Genomic DNA, 26,216 nt, shown 5'->3' with positions numbered 1-26,216 from the left:
GGAGATGAAATCATGAACTTCTCAGTTCTAATGTCGGTTTATTTTAAAGAAAAGCCGGAATTCTTAAAAGAAGCAATAGATAGTATGTTAAAGCAAACTTTAAAACCAAATGAAATTGTCATTGTATTAGATGGTGAACTTACTAATGAGTTGTATGGTTTATTGGATGAATATAAAAATAAATTTCCTACCTTGTTCAAATATGTACAACTCGATAAGAATATGGGTTTAGGAAAAGCCTTAGAAATTGGGATTAACGAGTGTAGTAATGACTTAATTGCAAGGATGGATAGTGATGATATATGTCATCCTGAAAGATTTGAAAGACAAATTAACTTTATGAAAAATAACCCTGAGGTTAAGGTTCTTGGATCTTGGATTGGTGAGTTTGATGAAGACCCTGGAAAAATAGAATCTATTCGTAAAGTCCCCTCTAGTTATGAGGAAATAAAACGTTATGCTAGAACACGATGCCCAGTAAATCATATGACGGTGGTTTATTGGAAGGATGCCGTTTTAAAAGCGGGTAGTTATCAGACGCTAATGTGGAACGAGGATTATTTTTTATGGGGAAGAATGTTGAATAATAATATGAAATTTATGAATATACCTGAAGTTTTGATATATGCTCGTGCGGGGGCCGACATGTTTAATAGACGCGGAGGGTTAAAGTACTTCGAAAGTGAAGTTAAACTACAAAAAGAGTTTTTGAAAATGCATTTTATTGACAAACAGACATTCTTAAGGAATATTTTAATGAGAGGTTTTGTAAGAGTCCTCCCAAATTCTTTAAGAGGTTTTATTTATAAAAAGATGCTTAGAGGCTAATAATTTTTAAAAATGGAAGACTTAGTTCTTTATTACGATAATAAAGACAATATTAATAAGTATTCTTATCGGTATTTATGTTAGAATTTATTTGGTTTACTATTTTTCAAAGTGTTATTACAATAAGCGTCTAACGTTTCCTTAGTTTTTTCAAATTTAGCGTTGTTTTATCAGTTATATTGGCTTGATTTGATTTTAGAAAAATTAGACATGTAAGTCAATTTCATTAAATGAAATAAGGCAGGAATCTTATTTTACTCTCTTATTGTAATGTTAGGGCTTAAGGGAGCCTTAGATAATTAAGTTAAGGAGCTGACTGTAAATGAAAGGTATTATTTTAGCAGGGGGCAGCGGGACACGTCTTTATCCATTAACCAAAGTGGTATCTAAGCAATTATTACCTGTATATGATAAACCAATGATCTATTACCCGCTTTCTGTACTTATGTTGGCGGGTATCAAGGATATTTTAATCATCTCTACACCTGAAGATACAGCACGTTTTGAACAAATTTTAGGTGATGGATCCGATTTAGGTATGAACTTTTCTTATAAAATTCAGCCACATCCAGGTGGGTTAGCCCAAGCATTTATAATTGGTGAAGAATTTATTGGGGATGACCATGTTGCTTTAGTGCTTGGCGACAATATTTTCTATGGCCATGGCCTGACTGACCTTCTAAGAAGAGCATCTTCTCGGGAAACAGGGGCATCCGTGTTTGGATACTATGTTAACGATCCAGAGCGCTTTGGTGTCGTTGAATTTGATGAGGAAGGAAAGGCTGTTTCGATCGAAGAAAAGCCTATCGAACCAAAATCGAATTATGCCGTAACCGGGCTTTACTTTTATGATAATCGCGTTGTTGAGATTGCGAAAAATATTCAACCATCTCCACGTGGTGAACTCGAAATCACTGATATAAATAAAGCATACTTAGAAATGGGCGAGCTTAATGTTGAGTTGCTTGGTCGTGGTTATGCTTGGTTGGATACAGGTACACACGCATCATTATTAGAAGCATCGCAATTTATAGAAACGGTTGAAAAACGTCAATCATTAAAAATTGCCTGTTTAGAAGAAATTGCATATAAAATGGGCTATATTACAAAAGATAAGCTATTAGAGCTTGCGAAACCATTAATGAAAAATCAATATGGCCAGTACTTAGTAAAAGTGGCTAACCAAGTAATGAAATGAGGTATTTCCAATGAACGTAATTGAAACAAAGCTATCAGGTGTCAAGATTTTAGAACCTAAGGTGTTTGGTGACCATCGTGGATATTTCATGGAAAGCTATAACAAAGATTTGTTTGAAAAACTAGGCCTTAATTTTGATTTTATTCAAGATAATCAATCACTATCAGCTCCAGTTGGTACATTGCGCGGCTTGCATTTTCAATTAAATCCAAAAGCACAAACGAAGGTTGTGCGTTGTGTGACTGGTGCTATCTATGATGTTGCTGTTGATATCAGAAAAGGTTCACCTACATATGGTCAATGGGTTGGCGTAATTTTAAGTGAATATAACAAACGTCAGCTCTTAGTCCCAAAAGGATTTGCACATGGTTTCTGTACTTTAGTGCCTGATACAACTGTGGCTTATAAAGTAGACGAATATTATTCACCTGAGCATGATGGTGGTATTCTTTGGAACGATCCAGCATTAGCTATTGATTGGCCGACAACGAATCCAATCCTTTCAGATAAGGATACAAAGCATCCAACATTAGCAGAAGCAAAACATCTAAATTTTGTGTTTGAGAAATAGGAGGCAGCTCATGAAATTGTTAATAACAGGCGGCGCAGGTTTCATCGGTAGTAACTTTGTCCGCTATATGGTAAATAAATATCCTAATTATAATATCGTGAATCTTGATTTATTAACTTATGCAGGGAACCTTGAAAATTTAAAAGACATTGAAAATGCCCCAAACTATAAGTTTGTACGCGGAGATATCGCTGACCGCGATTTCGTCGGAGGTTTATTCCAAGCAGAGAAGTTTGATTATGTCATTAACTTTGCTGCGGAATCACATGTTGACAGAAGTATCACGGACCCCGGAATTTTCGTGCAAACAAACATTCAAGGAACACTTGCCCTTCTCGATGCTGCGAAAACTCTTGGTGTAAAAAAATACCTTCAAGTTTCTACTGATGAAGTTTATGGAACGTTAGGCGAAACTGGTTATTTCACTGAAGAAACGCCATTAGCAGCTAATAGCCCGTATAGTGCTAGTAAAGCTGGTGCTGATCTACTTGTGCGTGCCTATAATGAAACATTTGACCTGCCAGTGAATATCACTCGTTGCTCAAATAATTATGGACCGTTCCATTTCCCAGAGAAGCTGATTCCATTAATGATTATTAATGCGTTAAACGACAAAGAGCTTCCAGTTTACGGTGATGGCTTAAACATTCGTGACTGGTTACATGTTGAAGACCATTGCCAAGCGATTGATCTAGTCCTTCACAATGGCCGTAACGGTGAAGTGTACAACGTTGGTGGAAATAACGAACGCACCAATATTGACATCGTTAAAACGATTTTAAAAGCTTTAGATAAGCCAGAATCATTAATTAAATATGTTACAGATCGCCCAGGACACGACCGTCGTTACGCAATCGATGCAACCAAGTTACGTACAGAACTCGGTTGGGCACCTAAGTACAATTTTGAAACGGGTATTGAGCAAACAATTAAATGGTATTTGGATAACAAGGAATGGTGGGAAAACATCATTTCTGGAGATTACCAAGAGTATTTTAAATCCCAATATGGTGACAGATTAGAGGTAGAATAATGAAAGTAGTTGTAACGGGAGTAAAGGGTCAATTAGGCCATGATCTTGAAAAGCAACTGACCGCAAGAAATCATCAGGTATTTGGAATTGACCGCAATGAATTAGATATTACCGATGAGGCTAAAGTACAGGCCTATTTTGACGAAGTTAAGCCTGATGCGATTTTGCATTGCGCAGCTTTTACAAATGTTGATGCAGCCGAAGAAGACAAAGAGACTGCCTACAATGTTAATGCGTTGGGGCCGAAATATCTTGCCCAAGCAGCTAATAAGGTTGGGGCAAAAATGGTTTATGTCAGTACTGATTATGTCTTTGATGGTACAGCAACTGAGCCTTATGAAGTAGAACATCCTACCAACCCGCTTGGTGTTTATGGTGAAACTAAGTTTGCTGGCGAAGAATTTTTAAAGCAAAACTTAGATCGTTATTTTATCGTGCGGACGGCGTGGGTATTTGGAATTAATGGTAATAACTTTGTTAAAACGATGCTTCGACTTGCTGAGGACCGCAATGAACTTGGCGTTGTCCATGATCAAGTAGGTTCACCAACGTATACAGTTGATTTAGCTCGATTTATAATCGATTTGGTTGAATCTGAGAAGTACGGTGTCTATCATGCCACTAATGAAGGCGTATGCTCATGGTATGATTTTGCCGTTGAAATCTTCAAACAAGCAGGGGTAGATATAAAGGTAAATCCATTAACATCGGATCAATTTCCACGCCCAGCAGCTCGACCAAATTATTCTGTCTTAAGTAAAAAGAAAATAACGGAACAAGGCTTTACATTGCTACCAGATTGGCATGAGGCATTATCGGCTTATCTGAAGGAACTAAAAGGATAATAATAAAAAGCGGGATACCATATTGGCCACTTAAATGGACAATATGGTTCCCGCTTTCATTGTGGGGCATGTTTTTTTTAAGAAGAACGAAACTTTCTTCACAATGTTTCGTCATAGTAATTGATAAACTCATACTTTTTTAGAAAAAAAGTTTTTGATTACACACGTTTAAGGGATATAATTACATTTTATCAAAAAAATAGCAAACTTCTACATTTGTAGCTCAAATAAATAGTTTCATTGAGGATAAGTCTATGCTATAATCCTTTAGGAGTAATTTATCGAATTTTGGATATCAAATTATTTTGCATTAATGAAATTTACATTTATGTTTTTAAAAAATAAGGTAATGATAAATGTATGGAGGGTCTCTATGTTGTATTTTACGTTGTTATTATGCTTTTGTGCTTCGATCTTCCTCACCCCATTAATAAAAAAATTGGCATTTAAAATTGGCGCAACTGACAAACCAAATCAACGAAAAGTTCATCAAAAAATTATGCCCCGTTTAGGCGGACTGGCTATTTATATAAGTTTCATCTTGGGCATAGTTATTATTCGACCAAATCTGAATTTCAATTTACCGCTCCTGCACCCAAATGATTACGTCCATTTAGCAATTTTGTTGGGAAGTTTGATTATTATCATTACAGGTGCAATTGATGATGTGAAAGAGATCTCCCCAAGAGTAAAGTTACTTGGGCAAATCTTGGCTTCATTAGTGGTAATTATTTTAGGGGATATAAAAGTCGAGTTTATAAACCTGCCTTTTGGTGGCCAGTTAGACTTTGGAATGTTAAGTATTCCATTTACAATGGTGTGGATTATCGGAATAACAAATGCCATCAATTTAATTGATGGATTGGATGGTTTAGCAGCAGGTGTTTCTTCGATTGCTTTATTCTCTATTGCTGGAATGGCCTTTTTGATGGGAAGTCCATATGTAATGGTTGTTGCGCTAATAGCAGCTGTTTCAACTCTTGGTTTTCTTGTATTTAATTTCCATCCTGCCAAGATTTTTATGGGTGATACAGGCGCATTGTTCTTAGGATTCTTGATTAGTGTTCTCTCATTGCTTGGATTTAAAAATGTAACGTTTATCTCGCTTGTTATCCCGGTTATTATCCTTGGTGTACCGATTTCGGATACATTCTTTGCAATCATAAGAAGACTCGTGAATAAACAACCCTTGTCAGCACCGGATAAATCACATTTACATCATTGTTTATTGCGTGCTGGTTATTCACATAAACAAACAGTTTTATTGATCTATGCAATGAGCGCTATTTTTGGACTTGCTGCATTTATCTTTTCGCAAGCAACAATTCGCGGATCAGTTCTTATACTGCTTACAATCATCATCATAATCGAGGTGTTTGTCGAGAAGATTGGTCTTGTGAAGGATGATTATAAACCGCTGTTAAAATTATTTAGAGGTCTTAGAACCGTCAATTTACGAAATAAATGATAAAAAGAGGGCAAGCTCACCATTTGAGTTTGCCCTCTTTTTGGTTTTACACTATATCCATTTCTTGATAAAGTAGTTCCCCTTCATTTATTTCACCCTGCCCATTAGTCAATTCCACCATCCAATCCGTAAAGATCTGGATTTTTCCTTCTTCGACATACGTTTCTATTTCAACGTTCTCCAAGTAATGTATTTCCTTGATTGTATAGACCGACGCACGGAGCTCGTTTTCGAGCTTGCCTAGCCAGTTGTAGTCCACGGAGGTGTGGATGATACGGGTGAGTTTGCGCTCGACGATGCCGGTGGCGTCTAGGCCTTCTGATGTTGATTTACCGTAGGCACGGATGAGACCGCCGGCGCCGAGCTTGATACCACCGAAGAAGCGGGTGATGACGACAACTGTGTCTTTGAGCTTGCGTTTTTTTAGGACTTCGAGGATGGGAACGCCGGCAGTACCGCTTGGTTCGCCGTCGTCGTTTGCTTTTTGGATTTGGTCGTGCTCGCCGATTAGATAGGCGGAGCAGTTATGAGTGGCGTTCCAATGCTGTTTTTTGATTCGTTGGATGAATTCTTGGGCTTGGGCTTCTGTTTCGGCTCTGGCGACGTGGGCGATGAAACGTGATTTTTGGATGACGATTTCGTGTTCGCCTGGGCCTTTGACCGTTAGATAACTTGCCAGCATGTTTACCACTTCTTTCTATTTTCTATACGTTGTATTTGTTGGATATTCAACGAGCGTAGTTGGGCCCGAAATCTTATTCTAGGGTTAGCTTCCTGCACAAACTAAATGGTGTGTCGAATTAAATTGAGTTAGCCGTTATAAAAGAGTTTCTCCAAATTGTTTTACTTTTTGACAAAAAGAGCGGAGATGTGAGGAATTCAGTTGTTTTTTGACAATATCTCACTAGTTGATTGTAATAAATTTTGCCAAGAGAATAAAGGTTTTTGTGTTATAATTGAAATATTCTGAAAAGGTATTGTTTGGAAATTATTAGAAGGTATTTTGGGGGGAAGCTGGTAGAGAGGTTGATTCGAAAACACTTGAATACATATTGAAGAATATTGTGCTCAATAAATTTGGATGATTTTGGTTTGGTTCTGACCCACAAATAGGACTTATAGACTATCGAACTATATTATAAGGGATCAAAGGATTTGTTAAACGGGATGCTTGCAATAAGGGGTGATTATATGGCGACGAATATTGTTATTATTGACGACCAGCAATTGTTTAGAGAAGGGGTAAAGCGTATTTTGGAGATTGAAAATACGTTTAAGGTTGTGGCTGAGGGACAGGATGGACAAGAGGCCGTGGATTTATTTGATACATATCATCCGGATGTTGTGTTAATGGATATTAATATGCCGATGACGAGTGGTATTGATGCGACGAGTCAGTTAATTGAGAAGTACCCTGAGGCTAGGGTGATTATTTTATCGATCCATGATGATGAGAATTATGTGATGCGCGCTCTACAAACGGGTGCTCGTGGATATTTGTTAAAAGAGATGGATGCGGAAATGCTGGTAGAGGCTGTAAAGGTTGTGGCTAATGGCGGCAGTTATCTGCATCCGAAGGTGACCCATAATTTGGTGAATGAGTACCGTCGTTTGGTTGCGGTTGGATTGGAAACTGTCGGATCTTATGGTGAAAGTCGCCAGTCTGCAGCTAGAACCGTAAGTGGTATGACGACTTTAATAGAGGTGCGCCGTCCGTTTCATTTATTAACGAAACGGGAATGTGAGGTACTGCAGCTGCTAACTGATGGAAAAAGTAATCGCGGTATCGGCGAGGCGTTGTTTATTAGTGAGAAGACGGTAAAAAACCACGTCAGCAATATTTTACAAAAAATGAGCGTGAATGACCGGACGCAAGCGGTTGTTGTGGCGATAAAAAATGGTTGGGTTGAGGTAAGGTAAGTAATAAAACATTTTATTATGATGGGATTTTCATTATAGGTTGACCTCAGAAGGACGAAGGTTTCTTTTGATGGTCGTCTTTTTTTTTGCGTTTTTTTCATACTTTTTACACATTTCCAAATTTTATGATAAAAAAGTAAATTATTTTACAAAAAGTTCAGTGATTTTTCTCACAATAGTGTAAAATAAATTAAGTGGGATAATTTTCCTAATTAATAAGCCATGCAGTATTGTTATAGGTTAAATGCGCAAACCGGGTTAAAAAAATAATTTATTGTGACTTGGTAGTGGAAACTACCAAGTTTGTTTGATGTCGATTAATAGGAGAGAACGTTTTGATATTAACACTTTTTGATAGAGGGAAAGTTTTTCGTACCGTATTACCGGAAAGAGTGACTGGAAGATACATTTTATCAACGGCTGATGACGCGGGGAAAATTATCGATTTGTTAGCAGTCGAAGAAGATCAGGGCCATTGGTATTTAAAGTCAAATAAATATGCTTATCTGAAAAATTCACATAATGAAATAGTTAAAAATATAAAGGTTGAATTGTTCGAAACTTACATCATTAATCGTGACGATGGACCTTCAGCGTTGTTATATGTGGAGCCGCCAACTCAGGATGGAAATGTGTTTACGAAGCATCTAGTGACGAATGCTGTTATTAACATTGGCAGAGCTCAGGATAGCCATATATGTTTTGCAAATAAATTGGTCTCGAGCGCGCATTGTACGATTGTCTATGATGCGAGTGGGCAGGCGATGATTAAAGATAAAAATAGTTCTAACGGTACATATGTTAATGGCGAGAAAATTACGGAGCAAAGGCTCGTAATTGGCGACTGTATTTTTATTATGGGGCTGAAAATTGTCTACAATGGTCGGCTACTATCATTGAACAACCCGCATCGCTCGGTGTTTCTCGATCGAACCTCTTTTAATCCGTTTCAAGTTGAAACACCGGTTGTCTGGGAGGAGGTACTGCTCGATGAATTTCATCATGAGGATGTAAATGACAACTTGTTCTTTAGATCGCCTAGATTTAAAAGGGACATCCAAAAGGCTGAGATAAGAATTGATCCGCCGCCACAGCAAGCGAATATGGAGGAAACGCCGCTGATGCTGTTGCTCGGTCCTTCGATTACGATGGGGATGGCTTCGATGTTCACCGGTCTGATGACCTTGCAGAATGTGATGAGTACTGGCGGGAATATGATGATGGCGATGCCGACATTGGTGATGTCAGTGAGCATGCTGATCGGGACGATCCTCTGGCCGATTTTAACAAAGCGATATGAAAAAAGAAAAAAGGCAAAGCTTGAACGAATCCGTCAGGAAAAATATTTGCAGTATCTCGAGGAAATGGAGCAGGTGGTGAAGGATGAGTGCCAGCACCAAAGTGAAATTTTGCTTGAAAACCATGTCACGCTTGAAAACTGTCTGTCAAGAATTAAGCGGCGCCAGCGGAATCTGTGGGAACGCGGACCAGGTCAGGATGATTTTCTAAAAGTAAGATTGGGAATTGGCGACTTGCCATTAAATGCTGATATTAAATTTCCGGAAAGAAAGTTCAGCCTTGAAGACGACAATCTTCAAGAAGCGCTTTACGAAATGTTTGAGACTCCGCAAATTTTGGAGAAGGTGCCTGTGACCCTAAGTTTAACCGAGGAGCGGGTCAGCGGCATTATCGGCAGCAGGGAAGAGGTTAAGTCGTTTGTTAAAGGACTTATTTTTCAGCTGACGGCGCTGCATAGTTACGATGAGCTTAAGCTTGTGTTTATTTACGATAAAAACGAACAGGAAGATTGGAAGTTTGTAAAATGGCTTCCGCATGTGTGGAATGATGGCAAAAATGTTCGGTTCATTGCGACTGATGCAAATGAGGTTAAGGAGCTTTCTGCTTATTTTGAAAAGGAAATCAGCAATCGTAAGGAATGCGGGGATCGCGAATTAGTGGAGTTGGAACAGCATACTGTTGTTTTTTCAATGAGCAAAAGCCTGGCACCAAAAGCTGAAATGGTCAATCTTATTCTGAAGGAAAAGAAGGATATGGGCTATAGTTTGATTGCTCTTTATGATGAACTGAAAAATTTGCCTAAGGAATGCTGCAATGTCATTGAGCTGGCTAAGGAATTTTCGAAGAGCTATGACAAAGACGATATTTCTGGAAAATATACCGGATTTCAGGCTGATATTTATTTGCAGGAGGATGCCGAGGAACTTGCGGTCAAACTTGCGAATATCCAGCTTGATTCGGCGCGTGAATCGTACAAGCTCCCAGAGATGGTGACCTTCCTTGAAATGTTCGGTGTTGGGAAAATCGAGCATCTTAATGCCCTGACGAGATGGAAGGAAAACAATCCGACTAAGACAATCGAAACGCAAATTGGTGTCGACACTGCCGGGGAGCCGTTCATGATCGACCTTCATGAGAAATATCATGGTCCGCACGGTTTGGTTGCAGGGATGACGGGATCAGGGAAGAGTGAATTTATTATGACGTTTATCCTGTCGTTGGCAGTCAATTTTCATCCTGATGAAGTGGCGTTTATTTTGATTGATTACAAGGGCGGAGGGATGGCGAACGCGTTTTCTGATCTGCCGCATCTGGCCGGAACGATTACCAACCTTGATGGGGCAGCGGTCAAACGGTCGCTCATTTCGATTCAGAGCGAATTGAAACGGCGTCAGGCTATTTTTAGCGAAACAAGCCGGCGCATTGATGAAAGCAATATCGACATTTACAAATATCAGAAATGTTACCGTGAAGGCTTAGTGACTGAGCCGCTCCAGCATTTGTTCATTATTTCCGATGAGTTTGCGGAATTGAAAGCACAGCAACCGGAATTTATGGAACAACTTGTTAGTGCTGCACGGATCGGTCGGAGTCTGGGAATCCACTTGATTCTAGCAACTCAGAAGCCTTCCGGGGTTGTTAACGATCAGATTTGGAGTAATAGCAAATTTAGAATTTCTTTGAAGGTTCAGGAAAAAGCGGACAGTATGGAAGTCATCAAACGACCGGATGCCGCTGAGTTATCAACAACCGGTCGATTTTACTTGCAGGTCGGCTTTAATGAGTTATTTATGCTGGGACAGTCAGCATGGGCAGGAGCACCTTATTATCCTGCTGATAAAGTTGAAAAGCAGAAGGATGACAGTGTTGTTGTGATTGATCATTTAGGGCGTGTCATTAAAAATGCGAAAATCGACCGGAAGAAATCGGCAGCGAAAAATCCGCCAAAGCAAATTGATGAAGTGACCGATTATCTGTCTCAACTCGCCGCACAAGAAAACATCAAGGTTCGTCCACTCTGGCTCGAGCCAATTCCTGAGCTTATTTATATCAATGAGTTGAAGGCTAAGTACAAGGTTGAAGCACGGTGTCACGAATTAAATCCAGTCATAGGTGAATACGATGATCCAACGAACCAGCGTCAGATGGTGATGACGATGCCGATCACTCAGGATGGAAATGCGGTTATTTATGGGATTGCTGGCAGTGGAAAGACCACCTTCGTGTCGAGTTTGATTTATTCATTAATGGAAGAGCATACGCCTAATGAGGTAAATTTTTACTTGGTGGACTTTGGTTCGGAAACGTTGACCTGGTTCCGGGAGGCTCCACATGTGGGCGAGGTTATGCTGTCACACGAGAGCGAAAAAATTGGCAATCTGTTTAAAATGTTGACAGCTGAAGTGGAGTGTAGAAAGAAGCTACTGGCTAATTACGGTGGAGACTTCAGCACCTATAACGAAGTATCAGCTGAAAGTCTGCCTGCAATCGTTGTGGTCATCCATAACTATTCGGCGTTTTCGGAAATGTACGAGGATCAGGAAGAGACGGTGTCGTTCCTGACTCGAGAAGGTGTGAAATATGGGGTTAATTTTATCGTAACAGCGATCAACACGGGTGCGATTAGATATCGGATGCTGCAAAACTTTAAGCAGATGTATGTGCTGCAGTTGAATGATCATAGTGAATATTCCGGGTTACTGGGAAATGTTGACGGTGTTTATCCGTCCAAGTACAAAGGCCGAGGTATTTTTAAAGACGAGCTAACTTATGAATTTCAGACTGCTCACATTGTTCGAGATGTTGAGAATATGTATAAATTCACGAGTGACTATTGCCGTGACTGGAGCAAGAAATGGACGCAGCACCCTGCGAAACGAGTGCCAATTCTTCCTGAAAAAATCGATATCGACTTTTTGCGGGATGAGATAAGAGATATAGGTACGAAAAAAGTGCCTGTTGGGGTTGAAAAAAATTCATTGCAGTTGGCCCATTTTGATTTTCACGGTGCCTATATCACTATGGTCGCTGCAACCAGCAGCGATCAATGTGGAAGCTTTTTGCAGGGGATGGCAGAGCTTGTCGCGACTTTTGGTAATCGGGAAGTGATCGTGATCGATCCAAATCAGCATTTTACTGGAGGCGGGTTGCGCGGCTACAAGTATATTTCGGAGCAAGCGGAGTTGGAGGAAACGATCGTTCATCTCTTTAACACATTGGTGTACCGAAATAATACGAAAAAGGATGCAATTGAAGCAGGGGATGAGCCACCTGTTTATGAAAATATCACCCTCATCATCGATTCTTTTACCGATTTGAAAATGAGCTTAACTGAGGATGGGCGCGATAAGCTGAAGTTATTTTTGGAAAAAGGAAACGGTCTAAACGTAAACTTACTGCTTTCAGACTATACCGAAAAACTAAGCTCCGTTTCATATGAAAGCTGGTTTAAGGAGCATGTGCCTGTAAATGATTTCATCTGGATTGGCAGTGGCATTACCGACCAGTATGTATTGAAGCCGCTGAAGACGACAAGCGATATGTATAAAGAAGTCCCGAATGGCTTTGGCTATGTGGTTAGCAAGGGGAAAGCGGTGCTTGTGAAGCTATTGTCTGCTGCGGAAAGTATTGAAAGAGAGGCGGTCTATCATGGATAAAGTCCTAGTCGAAGTGTATATCCCCGCCTCTGAAAAATCGTACGATGTCTTTTTGCCACTAGAAAGCAAGCTTTATGAAGTGCTGTATTTGCTAATGGGTACGATGGCCGAGTTGACCCAGGGAGAATTCTCTGCAACGCCCGATACGATTCTTTGCGACCGCATCACCGGCAAGATTTTAAACATCAATCTAACCGTAGCGGAAAACGGTGTGATTAATGGGACGAAGTTGATGTTGGTGTAGGGAATGGCATATAAGGTAGGCTGTTTAAAAAAAGTTGAGTGATTTGAAGGGGAAGGTGTGTCATGAGACTTACTAAAAGGCTAATTTTATTTATGGTTTCAATTCTTTTAATTGTTGGGGAGGCGGGCTGTATGAGTACTGAAGATAAAGTATTGAATTATTTGGAAGATAAGTACCACCAAAAGTTTGAAATTGAAGGTGTGAAAAAAGGGAGCCTGTTTTTTTCGCAAATGTATGGAGGGGATAAAGTTACTGTTCATTCCAAGGAGAACCCGGAGATTGTTTTTTTAGTTGAAGAAGACAGCGAGGAAAACGGTGTTTATTATGACAACTACGTGCTGGCAAAGTGGGCTGAGGAGTTGAAGGGAAAGCTTGCTGCGGATATTGAGAAAGAACTACCGCCGGGAAGCCCTTACAAAATCTTGGTATATGTTGCACCTGACAAATATGACAAATCAATGGTTAATATGGACTTCGAGGATTACTTAAATAATGTAAATAGAGATTTCAAAATAGTTGTAAAAGTTGGAATTAAAACTGCTGGGGAACCAGATGTCAACTTGTACAACCAGAATATCTTTAATCTTTACAACCTTGTAAAAAAACTAGGAACTGAGCGATATGCGGTGTCGGTAGGATTTGTAGATAGAGCTGATAACATTTCTGATTATATTCGAACAGCATATGTAAACAATATTCCGTGGTCAAATCTAAAAGCAAGAGTTTTTGGCGAAATCATACTAAATGACCGACACGATCCTCTAAATGGTAGTGCTGACCAGGACTGGAGAATTACTGGTCCTGAAAAGGTCATTGATCATTATACTTCTATGGAGGAGTAAAGAGATGCCACTTAATAACTTAAACGATGAAGAAAAAAATATCCTTTTGCAGTTATCATATTTGGATTTACCACCTGACGAAACTATAAATGAAAAAGAAAATTTGAACATTAAAAATATCATTAAGCTAATTAAAGAAAATAATATCGAGGTCGATAAAACACGCCTTGAGAACATTGAAAACTTCCTGAAAAAAAACAAGAATAGCAGTTTACATGACATAAAACTCATCGGTTATCAAAACCATAATCCTAATAAAAATAACAACTCTGACGGAGAGTCAGAATCCGGTTTTGTAGGCTACGCACTTAAAGATCAAGACGGAAATCGCGCAATTCTGTTCAGAGGCAGTGAAAATCCATTTGATTGGGCAACTTAAAGACCGACTGGTTGGGAAACCTTGAGGCAGGAATAGGGATAGTAACTCAGCAGCATGAAGAAGCCAATAACTTTTACAAGGAAAACACCAACAAGAATACTAAAGGCGAGATTACCATTTATGGACATTCCAAAGGTGGGAATCTCAGTACGTACGTGTTTCTCAAAAATCTCAAAGACAATGTGAAAGCCTATATTGTTAATGGTGCTCCAATTTGTTATTTGGGTCTGAGTGATAAAGAAAAAGGGGCATTAAATAGTGGTAGATTTACCTTTATCACCTATGTAGGGGACATTGTATCGCATCTTGGCTTCGCTCCGTACGTAGACAAAATCGTTGTACCACATGATCTGGGGAAAGAAATAGATCCTTTCTTTTTTCACTATGAAACAAGTGTGGACTTTAATGAAAAGGATGGTAGATTTGCTCATTGGTACAATCATGGAGATTGGCAATTGAAGGATGCTAAACAAGACATTCTTTATCTACAAATAAACACAGCCCTTTTTACAATAAATAAAAGTATAGAAGTGGAAGTAGCCGTTGGAGCAGCCACTTTGGAAATTATTCATTTAGCTGCGAAAGCCCGCAATAAAGCAGCCCAATTAGTAATAGACCAATGTTTGAAGTTTTTAGCAAGGGTGAATAACGTGACCAAGCAGGTTCTAACTGATGTCGCAAATTTCTTGGTTAACACTGCCCATCAAACAAGGCTTTTTTTCGCAAAGGTCGTAGAATCCACCAAACGCTCTATCGCGCATGCTGAGGAAATAATCAAAGTCGATCTCTCCAGATTGTATTACTACATCGAACGTCTCCAGGCTGTTAAAAGAAAGACAGCACGTGTGAACGATTTGATCGATGATCTTTATTGGCAAGCGGGGGTAATGGGTCTCGACAATATCTTGAAAGCTGACCTCAGCACGATGTTTAATTTCAAGCTAACAGACAGCATTAATTATTTAAGCTCAACCGCCGAGACATTGGAACTCGTCGAATCCATGCTTTCTAACAAGGCAGGAAGGTTCTAGTAAACAAATATAAAAGGTTCTTGTAAACCGACTGGAGGATGAAAAATGGATCCTAAAGTAAAAAATAAGATTAATAGTATTATAGCCCAGACCCAAGCAATCGCTAGGGAACTCGATGATATTTCCCAGGGGCTTACCCGTGAATTCAAGGGAATAGGTGCTGAGAAATGCGCCAGTGGACTACAAAAGACGGCAGTAAAATACAGACGTGTAATCAACGAACTAAGGAAAATTTAATGTCCTCAAAAACTTAATTTGGATATGACTCGATTTAGAGTTCATATAGATATTTCTTTTAAGGTGGTGAGAAAAAATGGCAGGATCGATTATGGTTGAACCGGCGAAGCTTGAGAATGCTGCAAGTAAAATTGATCAGCAAGCAGCTGATTATGAAAGCACTTATCGTAAATTATTCGCAGAGGTAGATGCAATGGCAGCTGCATGGCAAGGTGCTGATAATGCGGCTTTCACTACTCAAATCAAGACATTCACGACAGATTTTGAAAAAATGACGAAGTTAATGAGAGACTACTCCGAATTTCTAAAATTAGGTGCTAAAGCCTACCGGGATGCTCAAAACGAAGTTAAAACGCAAGCGTCAAGACTTTAATTAAAATTATCTGAAAATAATGAGAGGTGAGAAAATTGGCAATTGATGGACTAAAAATTACCCTTGGCGAGGTTTCGAAAACGGCTGGACAACTCCGTACGTTTAATCAAACCCTGTCTACAAAACTTCATGAAATCAAGACAGATATGAACAATCTTGCCCAATATTGGGAAAGTGATGCTTCCAGCACCATTAGAGGGAACTTCAATGCGCTAGAACCTAGATTTGAAGAATATCGTCAAGTAGTAGATAACTATGCAAAATTCCTAGACAACACGGTAACTTACTATAACGACGCTGAAAGTAAAATCAATAATAACGCAAGCATGTTCAAATAAGAGGATTAGGGGGTAACCAGCTTAGCTGGCTACCCTTCTATCCAATTGCGTTATTTCCAATATTTGTCGTTTTGCTGAAAAATTAATTTTTTGCTGATAAAATGGAACTTTTTACTGATATATTTGCTTTTTTTGCTGATAAAAATGAATTTTTCACCGATAAATTGGCATTTTTACTGATAAGTAGAGACCTAGGCAAAAATCAACAATGTTTGGAAAAATAAAGAGCGGCAATGTTTGTGAATACAACTTAAAAATAAACTAATGTGACGGAGTCGAATCATAATGATAAAAAAGGTGGAACTGAAGGAAGAAAATTACGGAATTTCTAAGTTTTTATTTTATAAAGTACCGAGCCTAGAGGAAGTGGAGCGCGCGGAGCTAGAAGTGCTGAAAAACAGCCGAATCCCAGGATTGCTTCCATGTGCAGTGCTTCAACAGGAGGAAGAAGTGTTGATCCGCTACGATCTTGTTTCTGATACCTCCCTGGAAATGTTGTTTACCAAGCCTGTATCAAAGGAAACCCTGTGTAAAAGCTTGAATTCAATTGCGGAAACGCTGATAGAGGCCCAAAACTGCGGTTTAAATATTGAAAATTTCGTCTTCAGTAGTCACCACATCTTTATTGATAATTTTTCAAGTAGATTAGTTTTTATCTATCTGCCTGTAAAAAATAATATTTTTGAAAAGGTATCACTTAAAGAGTTTTTAAAAGAAATCTTGACGATGGCTCCGTTCGATGAGAACGATGACAGTCAATTTTTTATTAAACTACATAATTATTTGCTAATCAGCGATGACATTTCTCCCGAAGGTGTCGTGGAGAAATTACAGGGCTGGGAGGATGATGCGGAAACGTTAGCGCAGGCGGAATCAGGCACTCCTTTTTCAGAAAGCACTGAAATGACGAGCATGAGTTCAATGGCCGATCCATTAGTTGCCATAAACTCGAATTTTTATAGTCCCGGAAGCCCGAGAAATGAAGTGAAAACCACCGTTGACCGTGGTGTAGTGACGTCAGAATACAGCAGCCAGAAGAAGGAGAAGAAAACAAGCCAGAAGCTAGAGATTGAAGAAGAGGTTCAGTATAAGCGGATCACCAGAACGGAGTTGGGCGATCAGAATCCCTTCATAAAAGGGGCCGCTTCAATAGGAGGAACGTCGATCAATATCCAACCGAATTTTGGAAATGCCTTTGCCCAGCAAACTGAACCTGAAGGAACCACGGTCCTTGGCGCCGACCGGATCGAAGAGGATGAAGGAACCACCACTTTGGGAGTAGGCGTTCAGGCAGTGCGGAAGCCTTTTCTGCTTTCGGCAATGCAAAAGGAAAAAATAATCATCGCTAAGGATGTTTTCAAAATAGGCAGGGATCCACAGCAGTCAGATTACACCTCTAAGAATAAAGTGGTCGGGCGCGTCCATGCTCTTTTCATAACAGTAAATGGTGAGTATTACTTTGAGGACAATCACTCAACGAACGGGAGCTTTGTCAATGGCGTGAAGGCTTTTCCAAATGACCGGGTCAAAATCAAACATGACGATGTGATTAAACTGGCAAATGAAGAATACATTTTCAGGATATTTTAGCAAAGGAAGAGGGGACGGGAAATGGCATTTCAAATTGCCTACCATACGGACGCTGGGATTAGAAAGAAGACGAATCAGGATGGGTTACTCATAAAAACGGCGAAAACACCGGAGGGGATGGTTGGACTTTTTGTGGTTTGTGATGGGATGGGTGGGCTATCCCACGGAGAATTGGCCAGTGCGACAGTGATAAGAGGGCTGTCAGATTGGTTTGACCGAGATCTCCCAGAAATTCTTCAATCCGAATCGCTGGATCGAACCATCGAAGTGGGATTGGAGGCGCATATACACAGCCTCAATGAGAAAATTCTGCAGTATGGTGAGACGGCGAGAATAAAATTAGGTACTACGGTTACAGCGTTGTTAATTTTTTGTTCGCGCTACTACATCGTCCAGATTGGTGATAGCCGGGCATACAGCATCAATCGTACCATCCTGAAATTAACGAAGGATCAGACACTTGTAGCCCGTGAACTTGAGTATGGAAATCTTACTGAAGCGCAGGCACGGATTGACCCAAGAAGGAATATCCTCCTGCAATGTGTCGGAGCAACAAAGGATCTCAACGTGATCATTTCACGAGGGGATATTGAGCCGGGAACACTGTTTATGCTGTGTACGGATGGTTTTTACCATGAAATTACCGAAGCGGAGCTGCTCACCGCAATGAATCCGGAAAGTTTCCACAACGAGCAGCAAATGAAAGAAACATTGATTGAACTCGTGGAGCTCATTAAGGAGCGCAAGGAGACGGACAATATTTCTGTCATCACGGTTAAAGAGAGATAGATGGAGGAATTTTCTTGATACAGATTGGCACGAATATCGATGATCGATACGAAATTCTTAAGGAAATAGGTCGGGGCGGGATGAGCATTGTTTATCTAGCCATGGATAACAGGCTAAATAAATCCCTTGTTGTAAAGGATATTCGCAAGCGGGCAAACAGCGACAACAAGTTATTAGTGAACAGCCTTGTTGTTGAAGCGAATATGCTTAAAAGGCTTGATCACGGAGCCCTGCCCCGGATTTATGACATCATCGAATCCGAGGGTGATATTTATGTTGTTATGGATTATATCGAAGGTGAGTCGTTGAAGGAAAAGCAGGATCGAGAGGGCATCATCCCGGCAAGTCTTGTAATCGATTGGGCAAAACAGTTAACAAATGTTTTAGATTATTTACACACAAGAAAACCTTTCTCGATTATTTACCGGGACATGAAGCCTGATAATGTCATGCTCACGCCGGAGGGGAAAATTAAGCTAATCGACTTTGGGATTGCCCGGGAATATAAAACAGAAAACGCTACAGATACGACGAATCTAGGGACAAAAGCCTATGCTGCTCCGGAGCAGCTTTCTGGCAAGCAAACCGATGCCAGGTCCGATATTTATAGCTTAGGGCTGACCTTGTATTTCCTTGTTACGGGTAAAAGTTTAAATGAACCGCCGTTTGAAATTAAACCGATCCGCACTTGGGATGCTTCACTACCTGAGGGGCTTGAACACATCATTAACAAATGCACTCAATCTGAGCCAACTGACCGTTATCAGAGTTGTGAAGAGCTTGCTTATGATTTAGACAATATCAACTTGCTGACGAAGGGCTATAAGAAAAAACTGTTTAAGCAATTATACGTATTCCTGATCCCAGCAGTATTATTTTTACTATTTTTAGTAACAACGGGCTTTGGCTACAGTGGAATGAAGAATGAACAGTTCCAAGATTATATGAAGCTAGTAAACGAGTCAAGCCGATATTTAATCAATGGCAAGGACGCGAAAGCAATCGAGCACCTTGAACGCGCGATTACATCGGTTGATAGCGGAAAATCTGAAGCCTATCTCAATTTACTTGATATTTATATCAATCGAGATGAAACGGATAGTGGGTTAGCGAAAATTGAAATTTATATTAATGATCAATACGGTCATGTTGATAAAAATAATGAAGTTTTGTTTAAGATGGGCATGACCTATTTTGATATAAAAAGTGATTATGTTTCTGCCTTGAAGTATTTTCAGAAGGTTGATGAAGAGGAAATTCCAGATGCAAAATATTACAAATCATTAGCGACAACAATGGGCAGTTTGAATGTTGACTATAACAAGTTTACCACCAATTTACGAGAGTTTGAAAAGTACAATGATAGCTTGGCAAATGATCATAAAAAAATTGATAACTATCATTCTTTGGCAAATATATATCTTTCATATAAAGGGCAAATTCCTGATGCCAATACCCAAGCCATCATGGTCATTCAAAAGGCAAATGGCGTCTTAAAAAAGTTGGATGATGAGCACTTGCGGTATAAATACGAGCTAGACTTTGATCAGAAATTAGCCCAAGCCTACTATAGCAGAGGTGTAAATTCAGAAGACAAAGAGGGCGCAAGGAAGGATTTTTCCCAAGCAATTGAGCATTATCAAAATGTGATTGATCAAGAGGTCACCGATCAAGATAAAGAGGATGCAATGGTAAAAATAGGGATCATCTATCAGGAAATGGGTGAAAATGCTCAAGCAGTTGAGCAGCTCCAGTTAGCTCTTAAACAATATCCAAAGAGTATTGAAGCCTATACAAAGCTTGGAAATCTGCTTCTTGATATAGAGCAAGGTAAAGAGGAAGGAAGTAGAAATTATAGTGAAGCCAAGCTTGTGTATGACCAAGCTAGCCATCTTGATGCTATTACGAATGATGAATCCTATAAAAAGTTAACAAGAAGATTACAAAATCTGGATGTAATTCAGTAGTGTGGCCGCAAAAATTAAGCGAGGATTTTCCGTACAAGTTCAACGGATTTTTAGTCCTACCGAAATGGAAGGCTCGCGCTACCAATTTTATTAAGAAAGGGGGAGGGAAATGCAATACCAGATTATGTTTTATGGGGGTTTGGCTGGAGCGATAATTACCCTTTCTATCTCGATTTACGTCTATATCAAGCTAAATATTTCACAGGTTATTGAACATCTGACCGGATTTAGTTTTCGCAAAACAAGCAAGAAATGGCGTAGAAACAATAACCAGGATGGGGCTAAGAGTGAGAAACGGACGACAAATGAAATAAAGATTAGAAAAAAAGTGGTTGATCAAGACCGGGCCTTGGCAGAAGCGGTTGCTGCAACGGAGTTGATGAATCAGGCAGGCGAACAAACCGCCTTACTTCAAGAGCAAAACATTGAAGAAACATCGATATTAGGTGTCTATCCTGAGGAAACTTCTATTTTAACCGCAGTCGACGAAACATCGTTATTAACTGGAATTTTAGAAGAGGAACTTAAAACAAGCTTTAAAAAAGAAATCGAGATTATGATTGTCCATTCGGAAACGATCATTTAAGAGGAGAACAAGAAAATGAAAAACAGGAAAGAGAAATTCAAAAGTAAGAATATGAAACTATTATTTTTTTTTCCAGTTGCCGTGTTATTACTGACTACCATTCTTATTTTTAACAATAAGGTATGGTCAGATTCAGATGAAGTGGCCAGAAAGATTATCTTTGGTGATGAGACTTGGAATATGGTTACCAATCCCGAATTTAAGCTTGAGTGGTTTACCAATAAGGACACTGTTACCATCACTGTTGATTTGCAGGAAGATTTTACGAAATGGAAGGCCATGAATAAAGACGAGGTGTTACCTACAGAAAGACCGTTTGAAGTAACCGCGAAGATGGGAGAAACTGCTGTTGTTCCTATTTCGATAAAAGAAAAATTGAATACCAACGCGGAATTTGATGGAAGCTATCTTGTGGAAATTCCTGTTAATAAGGATGGGAAGCTGGATATTACTACTAGCATTAAGGATGGGAATTCTTGGGGGTTATCACCTTCGGAAGGGAATTTCCATATCACCAGGGATACTGAGGCTCCCGTCATCAAATTATCAGGTGTTGCAGAAGGTGCTTTAAGCAAGAACGACATTACCCTAAACATGGCAGTGACCGAGAAGTATTTCATAGATAAAAATGTGACGGTTTTAGTGAAGGATCTAAACAGCAATGAACAATCTGAGATTTCTCCTGTATGGAAGCAAAATGATCAGTCCGGAGCCTGGGAAGCTTCACACTTGTTCTCCAATAGCGGCGAGTTCGAAGTCTCTATAAACGCGAAAGACAAAGCAGGCAACGTTGGGACCGAGAAGAGGGTTTCGTTTGCTATTAATAAGAAATCTCCTGAACTGTCAGTTACAGATATCGAGCATTCATTAAAAATCGCCGATACTGGCTATTCCAGATCAAAAAAGGTTCAATTCAAAGTGAATAGCGGGATTTCGATTGCGACAGCAACGGCTTCCATTTCAAAAATTGGGGAGCATGGAGAGCCTACGAGTGCAGTCCTAAAAATAAATGAACAAAACACGAAAGAGGCTTTTCTAGATTATGAATTTACCCAAGATGGTAAATATGTCATTGATGCTACCGTTACGGACAAAAATAAAAATGGAGAATCTCATAAGCTCCCTCCATTTACATTTGAAATTGACAGCACTCCTCCAGCCCTTTCGGTGACAGATGGAGCGGGCAACCCAGCTCAAGGGGAGTATAGCAGTAAGCAGAATATTATAATTAGTATTTTTGATACAAATTTTAACAAAGAAAAGGCTTCGATTAGCGGGACACGAAAGGGCATGGACGGAAAAGAAGTCAGCTTGAATAACTTACTTGTGTTAGATGAAGCCGGAAATGCATCACTGGCTGCTGAAGCAGATGGAATTTATGAGCTTACTTTAAAAGCGACAGACCAAGCCGGAAATGAATCGACTAAAAACGTCTCGTTCACGATTGACGTGACAGCACCAAAGGTTACCCACAATATTGATCAAAAGTATTATCAAACAAAGGATTTCAAGCTTTCTGTAGAGGATCTTACTTTTGTATTAGGAAAAACGGCATTAACTGCAACGAAGGTAAATGGTGGGACTTCTGAAGATTATAGTCCAAAAATCACTCGCTCCTTGCTTGGCCTGTTTGGTGCACAATGGACCCGCCAATTTACTGAGGATGGCGACTACACTTTAGAAGTTTCAGCAATTGACAATCTGTTGCACCCGATTGTAAAGGGGGAACCTATTACTTTTACAATTGACGCAACAGCACCAATGCCATATATCAATAATGTAGTTGATCAAGCTCTTTATAGCGCACCGCTAAAGGGCGTCGATATTGGTGTTAATGATAAGAATATCGATTTGGGGCACACGACACTAACCGTTAAAAAAGATGGAAAGATTCAAACTGTATCACCACTAAACCAAAATGGTGAAAATGCCTCTAATCAATATGATTTTACAGAGGATGGAGTGTATTCGATTGAGCTAGAGACAACTGATTTTGCTCAGAATAGAGCGAAAGCGGCGCCTGTCACGTTTACTGTGGACCAAACAAATCCGGAACTCGAGATTTCAAAGATTACCAACGGCGGACACTATCAAGAAATAAAAGACGTAGTCTTAACAGCATTGGATTTAACGCTTCGCGAAGCGACATTAGTAATTAAGCGTGACGGCCAACAAATCCTGTCCGAAACATTAAAAGGTAATGTAGAAAACAATTTAATTAAAGCCATGAAATCTCTTGATTTTACAGAAGAAGGAGATTATGAATTGATCCTGATTGCCACGGATCGCACTGAAAGAACGACTGAAAAGAAAATGTCTTTCACTATTGACCATACCGCACCAGCGCTTGATTTCAGTGGCATAAGTGAAGGAAGTTTCCTTAAAAATGGCACACTGAACGTTAATATTCTTGAACATAATTTTGAAACAGATAATGTCACGATTACTGCTACAAGAAAAACTGATCGAGATAAGGATGCAGAACCTTACACCGAAATTAAAAAATGGGAGAATGCCGGAGAGAAAGCTTCGCTAGCTCACTTCTTTGACAAAGATGGCGACTATGTTGTCGTTGTTGAAGCTGAAGACAAGGCCCTCAATAAAGCAAAGAAAGAGTTGCATTTTACGATTGATAATGTCAAACCGATTATCGGGATCTCTAATAGTAACGAAAATGGTTCTTATTATAATGCTGACAAGGCTGTATCGATTTCGGTAAATGAGCGAAATTTTGAAGGCAATAATGTAACGATTGAAGCCACCAAGAAAGTCGAGGCTGGTGACGAGAAGCAAGCTATTTCCATTGGGGATTGGAAAAATACTGCTGAAAGTTCCAGCTTAAGTAATTTATTCACAGAAGATGGTGAATATGAAATTACCGTTAATGCAATGGACTTAGCAGGTAATTTGGGCGATAAACAAACTGTTAAATTTACCGTGGACAAAACCAAGCCGCTTTTAAGCATCACAGGTGTTGGAAACGATGATCATTATAATGTGGATAAACCTGTTGAGGCGAAAGTGATCGACCGAAATCTTAACCTAAACGGTAAAAACCTGACTGTGACGAGGGACGGTAAACCATACTCGTTAGTTGGTCAACTTGGGCAAACAGGGACGACGGCTCAAAATAGCTTTATTTTCACAGAAGAAGGAAGCTATCTAGTTAATCTGAATTTAACAGATAAAGCGGGCAATTATCAGGAACACGAGCCAATTTCGTTTGTTATTGATAAAACCAATCCTGTTTTGAAGATTAACGGAGTTGAAGATCAATCGTTCAATCCAGCCGAGAAGCCGGTTTCGGTGACGGTCGATGAATTGAACTTTGCGACAAATAATGTGGAATTGACAGCGACAAAAGACGGTAAACAGTTGGATATCGGGGAGTGGAAAAATACTGGAAAGATGTCAGCGTTAAATTATGATTTTAGTCTAGATGGATTGTACACCGTATGGATTAAAGCAAAAGATAAAGCAGGCAATGGACCAATCGAAGCTGCCAAAACGTTTACGGTTGATAAAGTGAAACCGGCGATTGAAATTACAGGTGTCGAAAATAATCAAGAATACAATGTGGATAAGCCTGTCACGGCGACGATTAAGGACGTTAACTTAGATGTCAACAAAATTAAGGTCACAAAAGATGGTGCCAACTATAATGCCGGCAACTTTACGATCGCTCATCATCAATATGAGAATTCAGTGGCCACGCTCACGCATCATTTCAGTGCTGAAGGCGATTATGAAGTAGTCGTAGAGGCAACCGATAAAGCAGGGAACAGCTTCAGCCAACAAGTTAAATTTACGATTGATAAAACGAAACCAGTGATTACGTCGAAATTTAAAGGTGAAAGTCGCGTTATAACAGACGGGGAATTTATTAACAAAATCTTTACACCAGAATTTGCGCTTGATGAGCCGGAGGATTCGATCGTATCGGTAACATTGAACGATGGAGCTAATGTGAAAAATAACCTTCCACTCGCTTCTTCGGAAATGGCCTACCACTACAAGGTGCTTGCGCGCGATAAAGCGGGAAATGAAACGACATTAGAAATTAGCTTTACTTTGGATACAACGAAGCCAGAGCTAAATATCTCAGGGATATTGGATGGGTTCTTTAACAAGGACATGGTTCCAAAGATAACTTACTCAGATAAACATTTAGACCCTAGTAAAACATCGGTAATGCTAAATGGCGATCCATTTGAAAACGGTAAAAAGCTAGATTATGAGAAAGATTATGTGTTTAAAGCAGTCATTACTGACTTAGCGAATAATGTAACAACCCGGACGATTGTTTTTACAATCGATAAAACATCGCCGGTCATTAAGTTCAAAGAACCAATCTCTAATAAATACTTTAATAAGGACTTGATTCCACAGCTATTAATTGAGGATTTCAGCGAATATGATATCATCACGCAAACGCTTGATGGCAAACCATATAAGTTGGGAACTCCAATTAAAGAAGAGGGCAAACACGTTCTTTATTTTGAAGTAAAAGATAAAGCAGGAAATATTAAGCAAATTAGTGTTGAGTTCATCATTGATAAAACGGCCCCAAAAGTCGTTTATGACGGAGTCAAAAAAGGCGGAAAATACTATAATCCAGTATCGGTCAGCATTCGTCTCGATAATCCTTTGGATAAAATAAAGACTGTTACACTTAATGGCAAAGTTTTTGACGGTGAAGTGGTAACAGAGGATGGAACCGAGGTAATCAAAACAAAGCTATCTGACAAGAAATCATATGAAATTAAAGTTTCAGCGTATGATGAAGCGGGCAATGAAATAAAATCTGTTCTTCCTTTTAAAATCGTTGAAAAGAGTCTTATCGTGAAGTTCTATGAAAATAAACCATTCATGATGGGATCCATCGCCGGGGTCGTTGGGGTGATTGGTCTGCTGGGCTCACTAGTTTTTAGAAAGAAAAAAGAAGATGGAGCCGAAGAGGAAGTATAAGGGGTAGCTACTCTTTTAGGGAATGGACTCCCACCCAACGCTTTTATGTTGAGG

Annotated in this window: 21 protein-coding genes; 20 read left to right on the top strand and 1 reads right to left on the bottom strand. The window is 39.6% G+C overall.

Annotation, left to right across the window (positions count from 1 at the left end; translation table 11 throughout):
- The first annotated feature begins 12 nt into the window (after positions 1-12).
- The 6 genes from B1NLA3E_RS20685 to B1NLA3E_RS20660 all read left to right on the top strand — a co-directional run bounded on the left by B1NLA3E_RS20685 (position 13) and on the right by B1NLA3E_RS20660 (position 5,943).
- Complete coding sequence (locus tag B1NLA3E_RS20685) at positions 13-828, top strand: glycosyltransferase (protein WP_015595771.1); 816 nt, start codon at positions 13-15, stop codon at positions 826-828.
- A gap of 322 nt (positions 829-1,150) precedes the next feature.
- Positions 1,151-2,026: a glucose-1-phosphate thymidylyltransferase RfbA gene (gene rfbA, locus B1NLA3E_RS20680; RefSeq protein ID WP_015595770.1), complete on the top strand. Its 876-nt coding sequence runs from the start codon at positions 1,151-1,153 to the stop codon at positions 2,024-2,026.
- 10 nt (positions 2,027-2,036) lie between these two features.
- Positions 2,037-2,597, top strand: coding sequence for a dTDP-4-dehydrorhamnose 3,5-epimerase (rfbC, locus tag B1NLA3E_RS20675; protein ID WP_015595769.1), 561 nt, complete (start codon positions 2,037-2,039; stop codon positions 2,595-2,597).
- Between the two features lie 10 nt (positions 2,598-2,607).
- On the top strand, positions 2,608-3,630 hold the full coding sequence (rfbB, locus tag B1NLA3E_RS20670; RefSeq protein WP_015595768.1) for a dTDP-glucose 4,6-dehydratase: 1,023 nt from the start codon (positions 2,608-2,610) through the stop codon (positions 3,628-3,630).
- A complete protein-coding gene (gene rfbD / locus B1NLA3E_RS20665) occupies positions 3,630-4,475 on the top strand; it encodes a dTDP-4-dehydrorhamnose reductase (protein WP_015595767.1) in 846 nt (281 codons plus the stop codon). The genes rfbB and rfbD overlap by 1 nt, the downstream gene beginning before the upstream one ends.
- A gap of 373 nt (positions 4,476-4,848) precedes the next feature.
- Complete coding sequence (locus B1NLA3E_RS20660) at positions 4,849-5,943, top strand: glycosyltransferase family 4 protein (protein WP_041580746.1); 1,095 nt, start codon at positions 4,849-4,851, stop codon at positions 5,941-5,943.
- Positions 5,944-5,989: 46 nt separating this feature from the next.
- Here the strand turns inward: B1NLA3E_RS20660 and B1NLA3E_RS20655 are convergent, their stop codons facing one another.
- Positions 5,990-6,625: a YigZ family protein gene (locus B1NLA3E_RS20655; RefSeq protein WP_015595765.1), complete on the bottom strand. Its 636-nt coding sequence runs from the start codon at positions 6,623-6,625 to the stop codon at positions 5,990-5,992.
- 509 nt (positions 6,626-7,134) lie between these two features.
- Between B1NLA3E_RS20655 and B1NLA3E_RS20650 the strand changes: the two genes are divergently transcribed.
- From B1NLA3E_RS20650 to B1NLA3E_RS20585, 14 genes are all read left to right on the top strand, one after another.
- Positions 7,135-7,863 (top strand): response regulator, encoded by a 729-nt coding sequence (locus tag B1NLA3E_RS20650; RefSeq protein ID WP_015595764.1) that lies wholly within the window; start codon positions 7,135-7,137, stop codon positions 7,861-7,863.
- Between the two features lie 335 nt (positions 7,864-8,198).
- Entirely contained in the window at positions 8,199-12,818 is a 4,620-nt protein-coding gene (essC, locus tag B1NLA3E_RS20645; protein ID WP_015595763.1) for a type VII secretion protein EssC, read from the top strand.
- On the top strand, positions 12,811-13,062 hold the full coding sequence (locus B1NLA3E_RS20640) for an EsaB/YukD family protein (protein ID WP_015595762.1): 252 nt from the start codon (positions 12,811-12,813) through the stop codon (positions 13,060-13,062). The genes essC and B1NLA3E_RS20640 overlap by 8 nt, the downstream gene beginning before the upstream one ends.
- Positions 13,063-13,193: 131 nt before the next feature.
- On the top strand, positions 13,194-13,904 hold the full coding sequence (locus tag B1NLA3E_RS20635) for a hypothetical protein (protein ID WP_144061519.1): 711 nt from the start codon (positions 13,194-13,196) through the stop codon (positions 13,902-13,904).
- A 4-nt stretch (positions 13,905-13,908) separates the two neighbouring features.
- Positions 13,909-14,283 (top strand): hypothetical protein, encoded by a 375-nt coding sequence (locus tag B1NLA3E_RS20630; protein WP_015595760.1) that lies wholly within the window; start codon positions 13,909-13,911, stop codon positions 14,281-14,283.
- A gap of 11 nt (positions 14,284-14,294) precedes the next feature.
- A complete protein-coding gene (locus tag B1NLA3E_RS20625; RefSeq protein ID WP_187292119.1) occupies positions 14,295-15,314 on the top strand; it encodes an Mbeg1-like protein in 1,020 nt (339 codons plus the stop codon).
- Between the two features lie 45 nt (positions 15,315-15,359).
- Positions 15,360-15,551, top strand: coding sequence for a DUF1732 domain-containing protein (locus B1NLA3E_RS20620; protein ID WP_015595758.1), 192 nt, complete (start codon positions 15,360-15,362; stop codon positions 15,549-15,551).
- Positions 15,552-15,627: 76 nt separating this feature from the next.
- Positions 15,628-15,924: a WXG100 family type VII secretion target gene (locus tag B1NLA3E_RS20615; protein ID WP_015595757.1), complete on the top strand. Its 297-nt coding sequence runs from the start codon at positions 15,628-15,630 to the stop codon at positions 15,922-15,924.
- A gap of 35 nt (positions 15,925-15,959) precedes the next feature.
- Positions 15,960-16,262, top strand: a complete 303-nt coding sequence (locus B1NLA3E_RS20610) for a pore-forming ESAT-6 family protein (protein WP_015595756.1) — start codon at positions 15,960-15,962, stop codon at positions 16,260-16,262.
- A gap of 285 nt (positions 16,263-16,547) precedes the next feature.
- The gene (locus tag B1NLA3E_RS20605; protein ID WP_015595755.1) at positions 16,548-17,852 is read left to right on the top strand and encodes a DUF6382 domain-containing protein; all 1,305 of its coding nucleotides are present in this window, start codon (positions 16,548-16,550) and stop codon (positions 17,850-17,852) included.
- Between the two features lie 21 nt (positions 17,853-17,873).
- Positions 17,874-18,641, top strand: a complete 768-nt coding sequence (locus B1NLA3E_RS20600) for a PP2C family protein-serine/threonine phosphatase (RefSeq protein ID WP_015595754.1) — start codon at positions 17,874-17,876, stop codon at positions 18,639-18,641.
- A gap of 14 nt (positions 18,642-18,655) precedes the next feature.
- Positions 18,656-20,608: a protein kinase domain-containing protein gene (locus B1NLA3E_RS20595; RefSeq protein ID WP_015595753.1), complete on the top strand. Its 1,953-nt coding sequence runs from the start codon at positions 18,656-18,658 to the stop codon at positions 20,606-20,608.
- A 109-nt stretch (positions 20,609-20,717) separates the two neighbouring features.
- Positions 20,718-21,194: a hypothetical protein gene (locus tag B1NLA3E_RS20590; RefSeq protein WP_015595752.1), complete on the top strand. Its 477-nt coding sequence runs from the start codon at positions 20,718-20,720 to the stop codon at positions 21,192-21,194.
- Between the two features lie 15 nt (positions 21,195-21,209).
- The gene (locus tag B1NLA3E_RS20585) at positions 21,210-26,162 is read left to right on the top strand and encodes an Ig-like domain-containing protein (RefSeq protein ID WP_015595751.1); all 4,953 of its coding nucleotides are present in this window, start codon (positions 21,210-21,212) and stop codon (positions 26,160-26,162) included.
- The last annotated feature ends 54 nt before the right edge of the window (positions 26,163-26,216 follow it).

The organism is Bacillus sp. 1NLA3E (genome assembly GCF_000242895.2).
GTDB lineage: Bacteria > Bacillota > Bacilli > Bacillales > Cytobacillaceae > Bacillus_BU.
This window is presented reverse-complemented; position numbering and strand designations above follow the sequence as displayed.

What these genes read in the sequence shown, in the direction of transcription:
- B1NLA3E_RS20655 (WP_015595765.1), bottom strand. Translation starts at nt 6,625, where the DNA reads ATGCTGGCAAGTTATCTAACGGTCAAAGGCCCAGGCGAACACGAAATC.
- B1NLA3E_RS20630 (WP_015595760.1), top strand. Translation starts at nt 13,909, where the DNA reads ATGCCACTTAATAACTTAAACGATGAAGAAAAAAATATCCTTTTGCAG.
- rfbB (WP_015595768.1), top strand. Translation starts at nt 2,608, where the DNA reads ATGAAATTGTTAATAACAGGCGGCGCAGGTTTCATCGGTAGTAACTTT.
- B1NLA3E_RS20650 (WP_015595764.1), top strand. Translation starts at nt 7,135, where the DNA reads ATGGCGACGAATATTGTTATTATTGACGACCAGCAATTGTTTAGAGAA.
- B1NLA3E_RS20685 (WP_015595771.1), top strand. Translation starts at nt 13, where the DNA reads ATGAACTTCTCAGTTCTAATGTCGGTTTATTTTAAAGAAAAGCCGGAA.
- rfbA (WP_015595770.1), top strand. Translation starts at nt 1,151, where the DNA reads ATGAAAGGTATTATTTTAGCAGGGGGCAGCGGGACACGTCTTTATCCA.
- B1NLA3E_RS20585 (WP_015595751.1), top strand. Translation starts at nt 21,210, where the DNA reads ATGAAAAACAGGAAAGAGAAATTCAAAAGTAAGAATATGAAACTATTA.
- B1NLA3E_RS20600 (WP_015595754.1), top strand. Translation starts at nt 17,874, where the DNA reads ATGGCATTTCAAATTGCCTACCATACGGACGCTGGGATTAGAAAGAAG.
- B1NLA3E_RS20605 (WP_015595755.1), top strand. Translation starts at nt 16,548, where the DNA reads ATGATAAAAAAGGTGGAACTGAAGGAAGAAAATTACGGAATTTCTAAG.
- B1NLA3E_RS20660 (WP_041580746.1), top strand. Translation starts at nt 4,849, where the DNA reads ATGTTGTATTTTACGTTGTTATTATGCTTTTGTGCTTCGATCTTCCTC.
- B1NLA3E_RS20590 (WP_015595752.1), top strand. Translation starts at nt 20,718, where the DNA reads ATGCAATACCAGATTATGTTTTATGGGGGTTTGGCTGGAGCGATAATT.
- rfbC (WP_015595769.1), top strand. Translation starts at nt 2,037, where the DNA reads ATGAACGTAATTGAAACAAAGCTATCAGGTGTCAAGATTTTAGAACCT.
- rfbD (WP_015595767.1), top strand. Translation starts at nt 3,630, where the DNA reads ATGAAAGTAGTTGTAACGGGAGTAAAGGGTCAATTAGGCCATGATCTT.
- B1NLA3E_RS20620 (WP_015595758.1), top strand. Translation starts at nt 15,360, where the DNA reads ATGGATCCTAAAGTAAAAAATAAGATTAATAGTATTATAGCCCAGACC.
- B1NLA3E_RS20635 (WP_144061519.1), top strand. Translation starts at nt 13,194, where the DNA reads ATGAGTACTGAAGATAAAGTATTGAATTATTTGGAAGATAAGTACCAC.
- B1NLA3E_RS20615 (WP_015595757.1), top strand. Translation starts at nt 15,628, where the DNA reads ATGGCAGGATCGATTATGGTTGAACCGGCGAAGCTTGAGAATGCTGCA.
- B1NLA3E_RS20640 (WP_015595762.1), top strand. Translation starts at nt 12,811, where the DNA reads ATGGATAAAGTCCTAGTCGAAGTGTATATCCCCGCCTCTGAAAAATCG.